Genomic DNA, 16,067 nt, shown 5'->3' on the forward strand with positions numbered 1-16,067 from the left:
CCCAGAGAAGTGCGAAATACTATTTTTCGGTATCTGCTTTCTCCGGGCCACCCTCGGCATAGGATTTGGTGATATGCCTGAGGGTCTTCATCTGCTTATTGAAATTGCGGCAAGCTCCACAAACCGCCAAATGTAATTTCAAACTCGCCTTCTCGGAAATGAGCAGGTCCCGCTCCTGGGACTCAGACATCAGCCTCGTGGCTTCCCGGCAGGTCTTCATCATTGTCACTTCTCCACACCAAACCAGTTATCTTCCAGACACTCGCGCAAGCGAAGGCGCGCCCTGTGCAATGTGACATTCAAGTTGCTAACGGTAATCTCCACAGCAGCACAGATCTCATGGCTTTCCAGCTCAATAAATTCCCTCATCATAAAGATCTGCGCTTGGCGCGAAGGAAGATGGCTGAGGCAGGCCTCGAAGATTCGCCAGAAATGCTTGTCGTGGATTGCGGACTCAGGATCAGCCCAGCGTTTGGGCTTTTCATCCTTCTGCCAGTGCCCCGTCTGATCAAACAGCTCGTCGTGATCATATTCTTCCCTATCCCCACGAACCAATTGATCCGCATCTACGAAGCGCTGTCTCTGTCGCAATATGTCGGCAATCTTGTTCTTGAGAATGGCAAAGACCCAGGTCTTCAAAGCCGAGCGACCGGAAAAGCTGCGCGAGTTCTTTAGGGCACCCATCAATGCTTCTTGAACGGCATCCTCAGCCAACTGCGTATCCTGCAACTGCAAACTGGCAAAACGCAGCATCTGCTGGCGCAAATCCACCAGGAACTGCGAATTCTGTAAGGAATCCTCGGCGGACTCTGTCGAAGCACTGGGAGCTAGGTGATCGCTCAATTACGTTCCCTCATAATATCGAAGCGGAGAGAGTCGATATTAACGAAAATAATGCGATTCTCTACAAACCAATTCCCACTGGCGCCAAAAGGCAATTTTGCTAATTCTGAAATATCCAGTGCATCATGCTGGTATTTTTGTGCCAATTGAGACTTTTCTGCTTTACCCCGCCTCTCGAGCCAGAATGAGTGAAATATCATGCCAGTATAGAGCTCTGCATCAGATTCGAAAGCGGAAACCTTTGGCCAGAAGAACCTCTAACTCCTCAACTCCTCCGTGATTCCTCTGGTTTTTAGTCGCGGGAACCGCAGACTTGTTACACTTCCTCAGCAAAATTACAAAGAGCGCCAATACCGGCGCAACTGCGCCTTTTTGGTTAACCCCCGCAATAGGTAAAGAGCCAATGCACGATTTAGTACAGGACTACTACGGACGCCAACTAAAGAACTCTTCAGACCTGAAGACCAATGCCTGTTGTGACCCCAGCGATATGCCAGAGTGGCTAAAACCATTGCTGTCCAATATTCATCCCGATGTCCTATCCCGCTATTACGGCTGCGGACTTGTCTGCCCTCCACTTTTGGAAGGCTGCCGGGTACTGGATCTTGGCTGTGGCTCAGGCCGGGATATTTACTTGCTCTCCCAGTTGGTAGGCCCAAAAGGTGAAGTAGTAGGTGTCGATATGACGGAAGAGCAGTTGGCTGTGGCCAGGCGGCACCAAGCCCATCACGCCGACAAGTTTGGCTATGACAATGTCCGCTTCCTGCACGGCTACATCGAAAAGCTGGAGGAACTGGAATTAGAGCCTGAAAGCTTTGATGTGATCATTTCCAATTGTGTGGTTAACCTTTCCACAGACAAAGATGCTGTACTCAAAGGCTTGTTCCGGCTGCTGAAACAAGGGGGAGAATTTTACTTCTCCGATGTCTATGCCGACCGCCGCATTCCCCCCGCAATTAGCTCTGACCCCGAGCTGTTTGGCGAGTGTCTTGGGGGCGCACTCTACTGGAATGACTTTCTGGAAATTGCTCAGGGCAGCGGCTTCCGCGATCCACGCCTGGTGGAGAGTCGGCCATTACTTATCACCAACCCAACCCTGGCCCAGCGCTGTGGATCAATTCGATTTTTTTCCGCCACTTATCGATTGTTCAAATTAGCGCAACTGGAAAAAGACTGTGAGGATTACGGCCAAGCAGTGATTTACAAAGGCACACTACCGGGCTCTGCCGATCAATTCGTTCTCGATGGACACCACATTATTGAGACCGGACGAGTATTCCCTGTGTGCGGTAATACTTGGAGAATGCTCGCAGAGACCCGTCTCGCACCCCACTTCGAGTTTATTGGCGATTTTTCACGGCACTTTGGCCTGTTTCCCGGCTGCGGCAAGGAAATGCCATTTGCCAGCGACACTCCCGAAGCGGATCAATCGAGTACCCAGTGCTGTTAACCCTGAGCCTGGAAATGGGAGCCCCCTAACGGGCTCCCTTTGGAAACCCAACGACTGCCCCCAAAAAGTAGGGTATTTTTTTCTCCAGCCAATAACTGGGGCTCCATACCGTCCCATCTATAAACCCTACATGCCCCCCTCGATCACTCACCGCCAAATCGACAGCAGAACTAACTTCGCTGGTTACAGGTATCGCTGATGGACAAATAAAAGGATCATCAACGGCGTTGATAATCAAAGTCGGCGTGCGAATATCTTTGAGTAAAGGCTTACTGGATGCCTGGGTGTAATACTCATCCACATCACGAAAACCATGTAACGGCGCAGTGAAAGCATTGTCGAAATGCCTGAAATCGACAAAGTCCTCACTGCAATTGAGATCGGGTAAGGCCGCAGCCAACTGTGGGTCTTTCGCCTTATGAAGCAGGCTCAAACGAAGCCCGCTAATCAGGTGGCGCTCATAAAGGTGGGATATACCAGTGTTGATGTAGCGACTACAGGCATGGAGGTCCATTGGCGCCGAAACAGCAATCCCAGCGGCTACCTGCCCGCGGCCACCATCTTCACCTAACATTTTCAGAACAACATTTCCGCCCAATGAGAAGCCAACCACGGCAATCGTCATTAATGGAAACTGTTTCTTAAGTTCACTAACCAGCCAGCGAGGATCTTCAGTGTCACCACTGTGATAGGCCCTCGGCAACTTGTTAGGCACACCACCACAACCTCGAAAATGCATTACAGCGACCTGATAATGGTATGCCAGAAGGGTTTCCATCAGCCCCTGCACATAGGGCGACTCTACCGAACCTCCCAAACCGTGAAGTATCAATACCAGAGGATAATCGGGATCATTGCGTAGCGGCCTGGGAAAATGCAAAGAAAGGCGATCGCCATCAGGCGTTTCGTACCAGCGGCAATCTGTCTCAATCCAGGGGGTGGCGCGGTGAAAACGACTGAATACGGTCTGAATATGTCGATTGCCAAGGCCTGGGGCTGGAGAAAAAGAATTAACCATAGATTTCTATCAATAGTCGAAACAACCGGGGCTATCAGTTTCCTGCTGATGGTTTAGGGATTGTTGCCCCTTTCGTTTCTGGGACAAAAATCAGAAAAAATGTACCGGCGATCAGAGCAATAGCTCCCAAAGTAAGAAAAGCAACGCCATAGCCAAAATACTGAACAATATATTCCGCAGAAAAATTACTACATGCCGAACCAATTCCCACCAAGGCGGCCATAGCGCCCTGGGTAACATTAAAGCGGCCCGTACCACGTGTCAGGTCGGCACACATTAAAATAATAATGACGCCAAATATACCATTAGCCACGCCATCCAGGGATTGAATTGCTACCAGGAAGTACGGATTGTCCGTAGACATAAACAACAGCGCCCGTACCGGATTGATAAAAAAACCGATAAGGAAGATTAGCTTGCGCCCCCAGGTATCCGCTTTGGCCGCACACAGAAAGGACATCAGCATCATCATAAACTGGGCGGCGATGATACAAGCTGATGTAAAGGCAATAGCTATATCGGCATTCGAGTTAATCGACAGTTTCTGACTCACCAAGGGCAACATCGCGGCATTGCCAAAGTGGAATAGAAACACGCTGACAGCCAAAGCGACCAGGCGCCTGTCAGACAGCAGTGACTTGAAGCCCGACGGCTGTGCTTTGCCCTCTAGATCCTTGTGCTCTCCGCCCCGAGCACGGATATGATCGATAGATTTTCCCGGAATAAAGGCTACCGAGATCGCCATAAGGGCACCCATAACCGCCATCAACCAGAACACCCCCTGCCCGGAAATAGTCAGGGCAAGAATCGCTGCAAGCCCAGCAGCAAAGACATTGCCCGCATGATTGGAGGCCTGGTTGGCACTGGTTTGATAGGTAAAGTTTTTATCGCTGGTAACCCCGAGTGTGATTGCCGCAATAGAAGGAGCCACGAAGGCAATTGCGCCTCCCATCAAAACCTGGGAGAGATAAATCAATGGCTTGTGGCTGGTAAATTCCACAATAGTGATAGAAACAATACCGATAATGATCCCGCAAGTAGCAATAAGCCCTCTCTTAAAGCGAGTACTATCGATAAATGCGCCAGCAGGTGTCTGCAGCAGTACAGTGGTTACCCCGCCAATTGCCAGGACAACCCCAATATCTCCCGGCTTCCAGTGCATGGCTGAGAGCAGGTAAATAGCCAGGTATGGTCCCAAACCCGCAACCACATCTCCAGCAAAGAAATTCGTAAAGAGAAGAGGTTTGTTTAAACTCTTATGAATGGCCTTGTTGGCACTCTGCTGCACTGGATAGAGCCTCAGAAAAATAGCAACGCTGAAAACCAGAGTAGCAGTTGGGACTAGCGACACTCGGATAACGATAGATGTCTATCAGCTTAACCGTCTCGGCAATCATCTTTATCCTAATAGCCGTGCGCCAATGGCTACCGTCTGCCGTTCGTATCTGGCACATCATGACCCTTGGCGCAGTAGCACTTTTGGCCTTGAGGCAAATCACACTTAAAGACGCATTCTTTGCTGTAGATTGGGATTTAATCCTCTACTTATTCTCTGTATTTTCGATTGCATCCGCTCTATACGACACAGGGATTTCAGCACAAATCAGCAGGCGAATACTCTCCCGTAAAAACCCCAATACCATACTGGCAAGCTATGTCCTGATCATGGCCGTCTGCGCAGCCCTTCTCACCAATGATGCTGCAGCAGTGATTGGTGTACCCATCGCGCTATTGATGGCTCGGGATATGAACTGGGGTGTTGTACCCCTACTTATTTTACTTTGTGCCACCGTAACGATCGGCAGCATGATCTCACCTGTCGGCAACCCACAAAATATCTTGATTGCCAACGCAGGGCAGTTTGACAATATGTTTCTGGTATTTGCCGAGTGGATCTTTATCCCGGCAGCAATCACCATGCTGCTGTCGATTCTTTGGTTAAAAAGGTTTCTTAAAGTTGACGAACCCAGTCACAATGTAGGCATTCAGCCTCGAGAGGACAATGAGATAGCACAAAAATGGCCACCTCTATTGTCGGCAGCCCTTCTGGTAATTCTAATAGCATTAGGCAGTGTACTTCATAACGTAGAAGGTATTTACCACCCAACCTTGGGTCAAATAGGCTTGGTCGCCTGCTCACCCATTTATCTGGCAAGTCATGAAAGAAGAAAAATACTGAGAGAAGTAGACTGGCCCACTCTCTTTTTCTTTATTTCCATGTTTATAGTGACCGGCTCACTACTCAAGTCCGGATCACTACAGTTTTTTTTGCACGAGAGCGGGATTAATCTGGCTGAACCCGGAACTGTAACTTTTGTCAGTTTTTTTGCCAGCCAACTGTTTTCCAATGTTCCCGTAGTGGAAATATACCTGAATCTGCTACATGAACACGACACTCAAACACTTATGATGCTATCAGCCATATCTACAGTTGCTGGTAACCTATTTATAATCAGCGCAGCCAGCAATGTAATAGTGCTGCAGCAGGCGGAAAAATTTGGTGTGCAACCATTTAACTTCTGGCAGTTCTTTTTATTGATGTTGCCGGTAAGTGTTATCAGTGTGGCAGCGAGTTATCTCTATATTATTTGGTACAGCTCGCTACAGACCTAAAAACAAGAGCTAACTCTGGGGCTTCTCGACTCGGACAAAGGGGCGATAGTCTCCCCCTTCCAGCAGCAGATAAATATTGTAAGGTTCAAACTTTCCATCCACTTCCATTCCTGGGCTACCAACGGGCATCCCGGGTACTAATAGACCGATTCCATCCTCTGGAGGAGAGGAAATAAATTGCAGGATATGTTTGACGGGAACATGGCCTTCAAAAACATATTTGTTGTGCCACACCGCCGTATGGCAACCCTCCATCCCCCGAGGAACACCCCATTGCTGCCGAATTTTGGCCATATTCAGCTCAGAACTGGTAGATACGGCAATGTCGTTACCCCGTAGATAATCCACCCATTTGTTACAACAGAAGCAAAGCGGATGTTTATACACAATAAAACTATCAGCATCCCACTGTTTTTTTTCCTCCGCACCAGCAAAACTTGCTGGTGCGGCCAATATCACCAGTGAGAAAAGGAGACCTAAAACCTCCCTAGATAGCCTGGGCATAGTGAATAGCATAAGATTCAGAGGAATCAGTCCAGTGGCGAACAGGTTTAAAGCCGCCTTTCATCAACAGGGTATTAAAACTACTCACTTTATATTTATGGCTATTCTCGGTATGAATAGTCTCCCCTTCCGAAAAGACGATTTGTTCCCCAGCGATTGCGACGCTTTGATCCCGGAGGCTAACTAAATGCATTTCTACGCGTTGTCGCAATGGCTGATAGAAGGCGCGATGAGAGAAAGATGACAAATCAAAGTTGCCTCCCAACTCACTGTTAATTCGTTGCAGGAGGTTCTTGTTAAACTGCTCCGTAATATGCTCACTATCGTGATACGCCCTCTCCAGCACAACTGAATCTTTAACTAAATCAGTTCCGATAAGCAGGCCGTCTCCCGCTCTCAAATTTGCCGCAAACGTCTCCAGCAATTGCTCCGCCCTATCCGGCTCAAAGTTTCCAATTGTCGAACCAGGAAAAAACACCACACGTTTTTTTGACTCAATATTCGACAGATTGTCCCATACTTCGGCTTGAGTAAAGTCACCCACTTCCGGCCAGATAGAAATATGAGGTAAGCCTTTTTTAATTCGTTGCCCCGCCAGATAGAGAATCTCCGGGGAAATATCGATGGGATAGTATCCGCTAGGGCTTTTTAAAAGATGCAGTAGGCCCTCTACTTTTTCGCAGTTGCCTGCACCAGGCTCCACCAGTAGCACCCCTGGGCCAATTTCCTCAGCAATATCCGGTAGATACTGATTGAATATCTTAGCCTCAGTACGGGTTAAATAATAATCGTCTACATCACATATTTTCTCGAATAACTGAGAACCAAGTTCGTCGTATAGGTATTTACACGGTAGTGTTTTCTGATCTCCGGCCAACCCCCGTAACACATCATTGAGAAATTCATGGTCTTGTTGTGAACTTTCCTGCATCGATGATACGGCTGCTTTCACATTTAGTCTCCTGCCAAACGGATACCGGTAAATTGCCACGACTGGTGTGGATAAAAGAAGTTGCGGTAACTGATCCGGATATGGTCAGCCGGGGTTGCAAAAGATCCACCGCGAAGAACCTTTTGGTTACACATAAACTTTCCGTTGTACTCCCCTACTGCATCCTCCCGGGCTCTGAAGCCTCGATAAGGTAAGTAAGCGCTGGAAGTCCACTCCCACAAATCCCCTAAGAACTGCGTTTGCCCCCGCTGCGCCTGCAACGGCCTGAAGTAACGTTTTTCCAGGAAATTAGCTGATGCCATCTGATTCGGCTGGCGTAAATGGCAAGCAGCTGCCTCCCATTCAAATTCGGTAGGCAATCGTTTTCCAGCCCAGGTTGCGAAAGCATCTGCCTCATAGAAAGAAAGATGACAGACAGGCTCAGCTGGATTTAAGGGTAGCAACCCAGAGAGGGAGTACTGATGCCAACCATCACTGTTCAGCCGCCAATAGGATGGGTGCTTTTGCTGATTTTTCTGCAAATGCAACCAACCATCCGAAAGCCACAGCCGATGCTGTCCATAGCCACCATCCTCTATAAATTCAAGGTACTCCCCATTGGTAACCAGTCGGGAGGCAATCACAAAGTCATCGATAAACTGCTGATGCTCAGGACCTTCATTATCAAAGCAGAAAGCATCCCCATTACTCCCAATCCCATAGAAGTCCTTGGGTATGCTCAACCAACGCAGTGGTTCCAGTGCCCCGTCTTCATCTTCAGGAAACATATCCCGGTAAGCTGGTGCCATGGGATTAGTTGATAGAGCATGCTTGATATCCGTCAATATCAATTCCTGGTGCTGCTGCTCATGATTCAACCCCAGCTGGACCAACGCAGCCAAATTTTCAGGAATCGGGTACTCACTGAGCAACCGGTACATGGAGTCATCGATAAACTTTCGATATTCATAAACCTGGGCACTATCCGGACGCGAAATTAGCCCCCTGTTAGGGCGTGCAAAGGGGGTACCCAAACTGTTGTAGTAAGAGTTGAACAGGTGGTTGAAGTGTGGGTTAAACGTTTGATATCCCCGCAACCGGTTGGCAAGGATAAAAGTCTCAAAGAACCAGCTCGTATGTGCTAGGTGCCATTTGGTAGGACTGGCATCCGGCATAGACTGTAACTGCATATCCTCCGGGGATAACGGCAACGCGAGGTTCTCTGTCTCTGCACGAACTTTCTGGTAATCACTGAGAAGTTGATGTTGTACTTCCTCTAAAGTTACTTCACCGACGTGTATTGCCATATTAGTAATCAACTGCGACACATTTCTTCTCTATTGAAATCATCATACGCAGTTTTAGGTGTAAACCTAGAGGCTAGCTATTCAACAGAAGGGTATATGCGCCAGTTTATTTTTCTCTTGAAGGGTCAATAAAAAAAAGGGCCGGATAAACCGGCCCACTCTCTCGTCATGCTGACAGGAATAACTTAATAAAATAGAGCAAAAATTGTTTTATGTAATATTTCTTTCAAAATTTAGACGCAATTTTCACAATCTAAACGTTTTTTATAGGCTACTGCCGAAATAAGAAGCTCTAAATAATCCCACAATGCCCCTGTGGCCTTTAAATGACCTCCCAAGGTCGACAACAGCACATCCCTGTGCCGTATTAACCCATGGGTTAATTAAAATCGGACCGTTAAATCCGCACCGTACATTCTCGGCATAAACCGCCAAGCGGGGCTAGCACCAATGGCTGCACCAGTACCACCATAGCCGCCAGCGATTTCTTCATCCGTCAAATTTTGTATCCAAAGCGCTAAAGAATAACTATCTGAAGGGCTGTTCCAGGCTGCCCGCAGGTTGAACAACTGATAGTCTTCCACGATACGTGTCCGATCAGTAATCGAACCAATTCGCTCATCTGTCCAGTTATAATCGCCACGGAAAATAAACTCCCCGCCAGATGCAAGGTCCACTGTGTATTCAGCCATTAGGTTGAATTTATTCTCTGGCGTTGATACACGGGACTGACCTACTTTCGAGTCCTCTTCAGTCTCACCAATGGCTTCGATGATCTGGTAGTCAGTAAACTCTGTATCCAGGTAGGAGTAATTACCGGCAATAAACAAGCTCTCCGTTACTGCCCACTGTACTTCGATCTCCGCCCCAGTACCCTCCGCATCCGAATTCCGCAAGTTATAACTGGGAATAGGAGTACCCACCAGATCCAGCTCCTGCAAATTGTTGTATTCGTAGGTGTAAATAGAGGTATTCAAGCGTACTCGGTTGTCGAACAGGCTGCTCTTAAGACCAACCTCCAGGTTAACGACATCTTCCTGATCGAAAGATGACTCAACCCCGGGACCAAAGTTAAGACTATTGAATCCACCGGCTTTAAAACCATCCGCCAGGGAGACATAGGTCATCACATCGTCATTCCAGCGGTAATCCAGCACTATACGACCGGAAAGGTCGCTCCAACTATCACTCAATTTGGAGTCCAAAACCGGCTGGCCATTGTTGAAAAACACAATACCAAACAACTGGGACCCCAAATCGACCTCAGGCAGGGTTACAGTGCCGATTACGTTGCCATCTCCGTCAACCAAGCGCACATCTCCGCCGGATAGTGACAGAGGAATACTGTTGCCATAAGCCGTCTGGATGGTGAAATCTTTTTGATCGTATGTATAACGAGCACCGACAGTCAGGTCCATCTTATCGGTAAGGCTCCAGGTCATATCACCGTAAATAGCACTGGAACGGTAATCACCTGTGTTGCGAACGCTCTCCCCCCAATGTGCATCCGAGGCTATCCAGGGATTGAAGCCCGCCATCATCTGTCCGACTACATCTTCCGCATAGAGCATATCGCCGGTTATACCAGTGGCCCCTAACTGAGCGAGTAACGCATCCACCTGGCCTGTTTGCAGCATTAGGTCATAGACAAAGGAAGCGCTGGCAATTCCCTCCAACCCCGCCTGCTGTAGCTGCGCACGGGTGATAACCGCTAAGTCCTCTTGCTCGGTTTGGGTCAGGTCTGGATAGGCAGCCTTTACCCCTTCATAAACGGCGAAGGATTCCACCGATCCGGTAGTGAAATTGGCATAAGTGGTGTGATCCACCTCTTCTTCGGAGTAAGAAGCTCCCAGAGTCCATTTGATAGTATCTGTAGCACCATTGAGACGGAATTCTTGAGAGAACTGGCTTTGATCATCAGTATTAGCCGACCCAAACATATAGTCCGGGTTGGCGGTACCATCCTCATCCTGCTGCAGGTGGGCATCGAATTCGCTGTAGGCAGTAATCGAAGTAAAAGTGAAATTATCGAAATCTTTGGTAATTGTCAGTGATGTGCCAAAGGAATCACGATCCTCAATGGTCGGGGTATCCAAGGCGTAGTCGCCAAAAACATCCGTTTCATCTTTAAGGCTGGGCACTATGGTTGTTCGCAAAGCGCTGCCTTGATCCATAATCCCGTAATTGGCGCGCCACAGCACCTCGGTATCCGTCGCCGGCTCCCACAACACAGAGGCGCGGTAGGTCTGAGTATCCTGATCCCCTACAGAGAACCCATTTGCTAAATTATCGGCAAATGGATCGCGACGATTTGTCGACGCCGAAAAACGACCATACAGGTTGTCACTAATCTGGCGATTAACCAAAAGATCCGACGACTGGCGCCCATAATTACCGGCAGTTAGATTTAATTCTGTAGAATCATCAGCCTGCGGTTTGGTGGTAATAATGTGGATCGCACCACCGGTGGCATTGCGCCCGAATAGTGTGCCCTGAGGCCCCTTGAGGACTTCAACCCTCTCAATATCGGTCAGCGGTATCTCGGCACCTGCACTGCGGCCGGTATAAACCCCATCCACATAGACCGCCACTGCTGGATCAGAGCCTATGGTCCAGTCATTAGTTTGCACGCCGCGAATACTGTACGTTGGTTGCAGGGCGGTATCATTGTGCATTTCCACGCCCGGCGTATATTTCCCCAAGTCAGTCAAATTTTTGACACCGGCTTCTTTTATATTTTCCCCGGTGAAGGCGGAAATCGCGATAGGTACGTCCTGTAGGTTTTCCGCTCGCTTCTGCGCAGTAACGACAACCTCCTCAATTTCCGCAGCGTGAACGTGAGAGCCGACAGCGGTGAGGAAAGCAATGGTTCCAGAAAGAATGGAAAGATTGAATCTACGGTTTGTTACATCTCTACCAACATCGTGCATCATCGCGTCCTCGCGTTTATTGTTATACAGCCTGATGTTTTCGATTTCTTGTTGTTTTTGTTATTGCACGCCATCTTACGGTTGCGTTTTCATATTGAAAACCCTGCGATGACTTTTTTCTTGTGACCAGTCAGTTCTTCGAGAAATAGCAGTGAATGACAGGAAAATCCTATAATTTAAAGCTTGGGTTTTGTCACTAAAAGTTACTCTTTGTATCGCTTAGTAACTTTGCGAGTGAAATTAAAATTGCACAAAAAAGTGCTACCGACATTAACTCAGAGATTTTGCGGCCACCACAATGACAACATTTCCATTTCTCAAGCGGTATATGCCAGCAATAATTTTCAGCCTATTGGGTTTGATAATTATATTTTTAATTGGCTCCTGGATCTGGCTCCGACAGAGCTTGCCTTCTCTCGATGGAACCATTACCACGGGTGAATTAAAAGACCCGGTTGTTATCGAGCGCGATTCACAGGGAGTGCCATTAATTCATTCTGAAAACCGAAACAGTTCGGCCTTCGCATTGGGCTTTTTACACGCGCAGGAACGTTTTTTCCAAATGGATCTGTTGCGGAGAAGTTCTGCTGGGGAATTATCAGAATTACTGGGCGCATCCACTATAAAACACGATCAAAAGGTACGTTTACATCAATTTCGCCAGCGAGCAGAGCGAAACATTGCTGCGATGCCGACGGAACAAAAAGCCCTTCTGGATCAATATATCAACGGTATTAATTTTGGCCTCAACCAGCTTCCCGCAAAACCCTGGGAGTATTTGTTATTGGGTCAGGAACCGCGTCCCTGGAATTCTGCCGACAGCCTGTTAACTATCTACAGCATGTACCTGACGCTACAAAGTGAACGCGGTAGTTATGAACTTCGCGACACCGCTTTAGCCGAATTGCTTCCAGCAGATCTCTACGCTTTCTATTTTCCCCAAGGCGGGCGATGGGACGCACCACTATTTGGCGAAGCACGAGAAAAAGTCAGCCTCCCAGAAACGCCGATTTCTGCGCTTTTAGATGAACAGGACACTATCGTTTATCAGGCGATGGAGAGTGATGACAAAATTTACGGCAGTAATAACTGGGTGGTCGGCGGTAATTTGACAGCGCACAGTGGAGCCATTCTTGCCAACGATATGCACCTCGGGCTGAGTGTTCCCAATATCTGGTTCCGAGCAGGCTGGAGCATACCTGGCACCAACCGATTTGTCCGTGGCGTAACCCTTCCAGGCGGCCCAATTATGGTTGCCGGAAGCAACGAATTAGTTGCCTGGGGATTTACCAACACCGGGGGCGACTGGAGTGACCTGATTCCACTGGAACTCAGCGAAGACGGCAATCAATATAAAACGCCTGAAGGCTGGAGGAATTTTGCCTATGAAACAGAATCTATCGCCGTCAAAGGCAGCGACCCAAAAACCATAGAAGTTCGCGCAACTATCTGGGGTCCCGTTATCGGTACAAACCACGATGGCGTTCCTCTCGCATTCCGCTGGGTTGCTCACGACACTCTGGGCGGCAATATGAACTTGATTGATATGGAAGTTGTTCGTACCGCCGAAGAAGCTCTGGAGCTTGGCCCCACCATAGGCATCCCCCACCAGAACCTAGTGGTTGGCGATAGTAACGGCAATATTGGTTGGACTGTGGCTGGCGCTATTCCCAAGCGAGTCGGGTTTGATGGCAGTCGATCAGTCAGCTGGGCAGATGGTAGTGCCTATTGGGACGGTTATTTAAGCCCCCAGGAGCACCCCCGCCTGTATAACCCAGAGTCAAGCCGAATCTGGAGTGCCAACGCTCGAATCGTTGATGGGGACTATCTCAAACTCATGGGCAACCACGGCTATGCGCTCGGCGCACGTCAGCAACAAATTCGCGAACGGCTTTTCGCTCAAGAAAAATTCAATGAGCAGGACCTTTTAAATATCCAGCTCGACGATCAGGCAGTTTTTCTCGAGCGGTGGCAGCAACACCTCCTCACCTTACTTGAAGATCAGCAAGACTACCGCGAGGTATATATACAGATTCAAAATTGGGGAGGCCGAGCCGCCATCGACTCCGTAGGCTATCGCATCGTTCGCAACTATCGCCTGAAGTTGATGGAGCTTACGACAGCGCCCATTTTGACTTACATGCGCCGCTATCAGCCCAAGTTTTCTTTCGGCCAACTCAAGCGCCAATTTGAATACCCACTTTGGGAAATGGCTCAGCAAGAGCCAAAACAGCTTCTCAACCCGGATTTTGAATCCTGGAACGCGATAAAGCTCGCCGCTCTGGATCAAGTACTGGAAAAAATGAATCGCAGCAATCAGCCCCTTAAGCGTCAATCCTGGGGTGCTGAAAATACGGCAAAGATCCAGCATCCACTGGGCAAAGCAATACCACCGCTGAACTGGTTCCTGGCAATGCCTGCGGAGCCTCTCGCAGGAGATACCCATATGCCCCGCTTCCAGTCTCCCACTCATGGCGCATCCCAGCGCTTAGTGGTTTCACCGGGCCGGGATGCAGACGGTATTTTCCATATGGCCACAGGTCAAAGTGCTCATCCACTCTCACCATTTTTCGGCAACGGCCATCAGGATTGGGTAAAGGGAAACACTTCATCATTTATTGAACGCGAGCCTCGCTACCGACTCACGTTAAATTAGAGGTACCGCAGGGACGCTAAAGTCAGGCAGTCTCATCGAGAATTGCAAAAGACAGAAACGTGGTGAAGAAGGCAAGACTCACAACGAAAGGCAGCACTGGAAAGCACAACATCAGTGCCGCCGATGTAATCCAGAGATTTCTCACCCAACTCTTCTTTTGATGGTAGTGGTAGGTGTAGCGCCGGGTGTGACTGTCTAGCTGTGCAGGAATTGCTATTTCACGGACCGGTGGGAGAAAAAAGCGCACAGCATTGGTGCAATAAAAGCGAATAAATGCAAGCAGCATATTGAACACCACTCTGAGAGTACCTTTTCAGTATAGGTACTCTCGGCGTCATTGGGTCCCTGCCTTAATCTTCTCGATTTGGCTGATACCACTGAAGCTTTTCATGCAAGCTCACTACCCCACCAATGATGGTGAGTGTTGGCGCTCGAACTTCACTGTTTTCAGCAAGGGCCGGCAAGCTGCTCAAGTCACCGACAACTACTCGCTGGTCTCGCGTAGTGCCCTTTTCAACCAAGGCCGCCGGCGTATTCGCATCGAGCCCGTGTTTAATCAGTTCAGCGCAAATGGTTTGTAACCCCGTAAGCCCCATATAGAAAACCAGGGTTTGTGCTGGGCCCGCAAGTTCTTGCCAAGGGAGGTCCAACTCACCCTCTTTCAGGTGCCCGGTAATAAAGCGCACAGATTGAGCGTGATCCCGGTGAGTCAGTGGGATACCAGCGTAACTGGCACAACCAGAGGCCGCTGTTATTCCCGGCACCACCTGAAAGGGAATCCCCGCCTCTGACAATTTATCTATTTCCTCACCGCCTCGACCAAAAATAAAGGGATCGCCTCCCTTAAGCCGCAAAACCTTTTTACCTTGGCTGGCCAGATCTACCAACAGCTGATTGATATCGTCCTGTGGCACCGCGTGGAAAGCCTTGCGCTTACCCACATAGATCCGCTCTGCATCCCGGCGCACCAACTCCATCACTTCCGGTGAAACCAGCCGATCGTAGAGCACCACATCCGCCTGCTGCATCAAGCGCAGTGCGCGAAAAGTCAGCAGGTCTGGATCTCCCGGACCTCCACCCACCAGGTAAACCTCACCCACCGGATTGGGGCTCCCCTGCCAGTCTTGTAGCGCATCCACCAGCGCCTGCTCTGCATCTGCTGGTTGCCCCGCCTCCATGCGATTGGCAACGGGGCCGGCAAAAACCCACTCCCAAAAATTCTTGCGGCGAGACTCTGGCAACGCTGCCTTAACCCTATCGCGCATTCGCGCCGCCAAAGTCACCAGCGGTCCCAGACCCGGCGATAGCAGAGCTTCGAGCTGAGCCCTGATTCTGCGCGCCAGTACTGGAGCCGCGCCGCCACTACTGATACCGATCGATAGATCTCCCCGCTCCACAATGGCCGGGAAAGTAAACGTGCACAACTCTGGCGCGTCCACCGCATTGACAGGTAGGCGCTGAGCCTGGGCATCGGCTGAAACCTGTGCATTCACGGACTCACTATCAGATGCAGCAACGACCAGCCCCGCTTTCTGTAAATACTCGCTCGAATAAACTGATTGAAACCATTCCCCACCAGAATCAGTCACCATTTGCTGAAGCTCATCGGTAATTTCCGGGGATACCACCAATATCTGTGCACCCGCTTTGTGCAATAAGCGAGCTTTACGGGTGGCAATGGAGCCGCCTCCAACAATCAAACAGGGATGATCTTTGACATCAAATGCGAGGGGTAAATAACGCAACTTCTTATTCCATCAAATAGCGGGCAAAGTGAAACTCATTACTACAAACAAAAAAGGGCGAACTCTACGC

The 16,067-nt window shown here is 49.2% G+C and carries 13 protein-coding genes; 3 read left to right on the plus strand and 10 right to left on the minus strand.

All coding sequences use genetic code 11. The features are described 5' to 3' along the window. Positions 1-19: 19 nt before the first annotated feature. Complete coding sequence (locus tag ACJJI1_RS20740) at positions 20-223, minus strand: zf-HC2 domain-containing protein (protein WP_444957872.1); 204 nt, start codon at positions 221-223, stop codon at positions 20-22. 2 nt (positions 224-225) lie between these two features. After that, complete coding sequence (locus ACJJI1_RS20745; protein ID WP_444957873.1) at positions 226-843, minus strand: RNA polymerase factor sigma-70; 618 nt, start codon at positions 841-843, stop codon at positions 226-228. Between the two features lie 403 nt (positions 844-1,246). On the opposite strand from ACJJI1_RS20745, the gene ACJJI1_RS20750 reads away from it, so the two are divergent. Further along, complete coding sequence (locus ACJJI1_RS20750; protein WP_282933054.1) at positions 1,247-2,293, plus strand: methyltransferase domain-containing protein; 1,047 nt, start codon at positions 1,247-1,249, stop codon at positions 2,291-2,293. Positions 2,294-2,318: 25 nt separating this feature from the next. On the opposite strand, the gene ACJJI1_RS20755 is transcribed toward ACJJI1_RS20750, so the two are convergent. Together ACJJI1_RS20755 and ACJJI1_RS20760 are read right to left on the minus strand one after the other, a co-directional pair. Next, a complete protein-coding gene (locus ACJJI1_RS20755; protein WP_444897503.1) occupies positions 2,319-3,311 on the minus strand; it encodes a hydrolase in 993 nt (330 codons plus the stop codon). Positions 3,312-3,345: 34 nt separating this feature from the next. Beyond that, on the minus strand, positions 3,346-4,599 hold the full coding sequence (locus ACJJI1_RS20760) for an MFS transporter (RefSeq protein WP_413662210.1): 1,254 nt from the start codon (positions 4,597-4,599) through the stop codon (positions 3,346-3,348). 77 nt (positions 4,600-4,676) lie between these two features. Between ACJJI1_RS20760 and ACJJI1_RS20765 the strand changes: the two genes are divergently transcribed. Then, entirely contained in the window at positions 4,677-5,924 is a 1,248-nt protein-coding gene (locus tag ACJJI1_RS20765) for an ArsB/NhaD family transporter (protein WP_444933377.1), read from the plus strand. A gap of 9 nt (positions 5,925-5,933) precedes the next feature. Here ACJJI1_RS20765 and ACJJI1_RS20770 read toward each other — a convergent pair whose 3' ends face one another. From ACJJI1_RS20770 to ACJJI1_RS20785, 4 genes are all read right to left on the minus strand, one after another. After that, complete coding sequence (locus ACJJI1_RS20770) at positions 5,934-6,383, minus strand: DUF411 domain-containing protein (RefSeq protein ID WP_444916207.1); 450 nt, start codon at positions 6,381-6,383, stop codon at positions 5,934-5,936. A 28-nt stretch (positions 6,384-6,411) separates the two neighbouring features. Beyond that, on the minus strand, positions 6,412-7,380 hold the full coding sequence (egtD, locus tag ACJJI1_RS20775; RefSeq protein ID WP_444957874.1) for an L-histidine N(alpha)-methyltransferase: 969 nt from the start codon (positions 7,378-7,380) through the stop codon (positions 6,412-6,414). 2 nt (positions 7,381-7,382) lie between these two features. After that, positions 7,383-8,687, minus strand: coding sequence for an ergothioneine biosynthesis protein EgtB (egtB, locus tag ACJJI1_RS20780; protein WP_444957875.1), 1,305 nt, complete (start codon positions 8,685-8,687; stop codon positions 7,383-7,385). Between the two features lie 362 nt (positions 8,688-9,049). Next, a complete protein-coding gene (locus ACJJI1_RS20785; protein WP_444913971.1) occupies positions 9,050-11,599 on the minus strand; it encodes a TonB-dependent receptor in 2,550 nt (849 codons plus the stop codon). Between the two features lie 325 nt (positions 11,600-11,924). On the opposite strand from ACJJI1_RS20785, the gene ACJJI1_RS20790 reads away from it, so the two are divergent. Further along, entirely contained in the window at positions 11,925-14,252 is a 2,328-nt protein-coding gene (locus ACJJI1_RS20790; RefSeq protein ID WP_444957876.1) for a penicillin acylase family protein, read from the plus strand. A 22-nt stretch (positions 14,253-14,274) separates the two neighbouring features. Here ACJJI1_RS20790 and ACJJI1_RS20795 read toward each other — a convergent pair whose 3' ends face one another. Both ACJJI1_RS20795 and cysG read right to left on the minus strand, forming a co-directional pair. Continuing rightward, positions 14,275-14,538, minus strand: coding sequence for a hypothetical protein (locus tag ACJJI1_RS20795; protein ID WP_444957877.1), 264 nt, complete (start codon positions 14,536-14,538; stop codon positions 14,275-14,277). Between the two features lie 64 nt (positions 14,539-14,602). Further along, positions 14,603-15,997 (minus strand): siroheme synthase CysG, encoded by a 1,395-nt coding sequence (gene cysG / locus ACJJI1_RS20800; RefSeq protein WP_444928045.1) that lies wholly within the window; start codon positions 15,995-15,997, stop codon positions 14,603-14,605. Between the last annotated feature and the right edge of the window lie 70 nt (positions 15,998-16,067).

Source organism: Microbulbifer maximicatervae (SeqCode) (assembly GCF_052467065.1).

Bases quoted from the DNA above. Each gene is read 5' to 3' on its own strand.
- ACJJI1_RS20740 (WP_444957872.1), bottom strand. From the start codon at position 223: ATGATGAAGACCTGCCGGGAAGCCACGAGGCTGATGTCTGAGTCCCAG.
- ACJJI1_RS20750 (WP_282933054.1), top strand. From the start codon at position 1,247: ATGCACGATTTAGTACAGGACTACTACGGACGCCAACTAAAGAACTCT.
- ACJJI1_RS20755 (WP_444897503.1), bottom strand. From the start codon at position 3,311: ATGGTTAATTCTTTTTCTCCAGCCCCAGGCCTTGGCAATCGACATATT.
- ACJJI1_RS20765 (WP_444933377.1), top strand. From the start codon at position 4,677: ATGTCTATCAGCTTAACCGTCTCGGCAATCATCTTTATCCTAATAGCC.
- ACJJI1_RS20785 (WP_444913971.1), bottom strand. From the start codon at position 11,599: ATGATGCACGATGTTGGTAGAGATGTAACAAACCGTAGATTCAATCTT.
- ACJJI1_RS20790 (WP_444957876.1), top strand. From the start codon at position 11,925: ATGCCAGCAATAATTTTCAGCCTATTGGGTTTGATAATTATATTTTTA.
- ACJJI1_RS20795 (WP_444957877.1), bottom strand. From the start codon at position 14,538: ATGCTGCTTGCATTTATTCGCTTTTATTGCACCAATGCTGTGCGCTTT.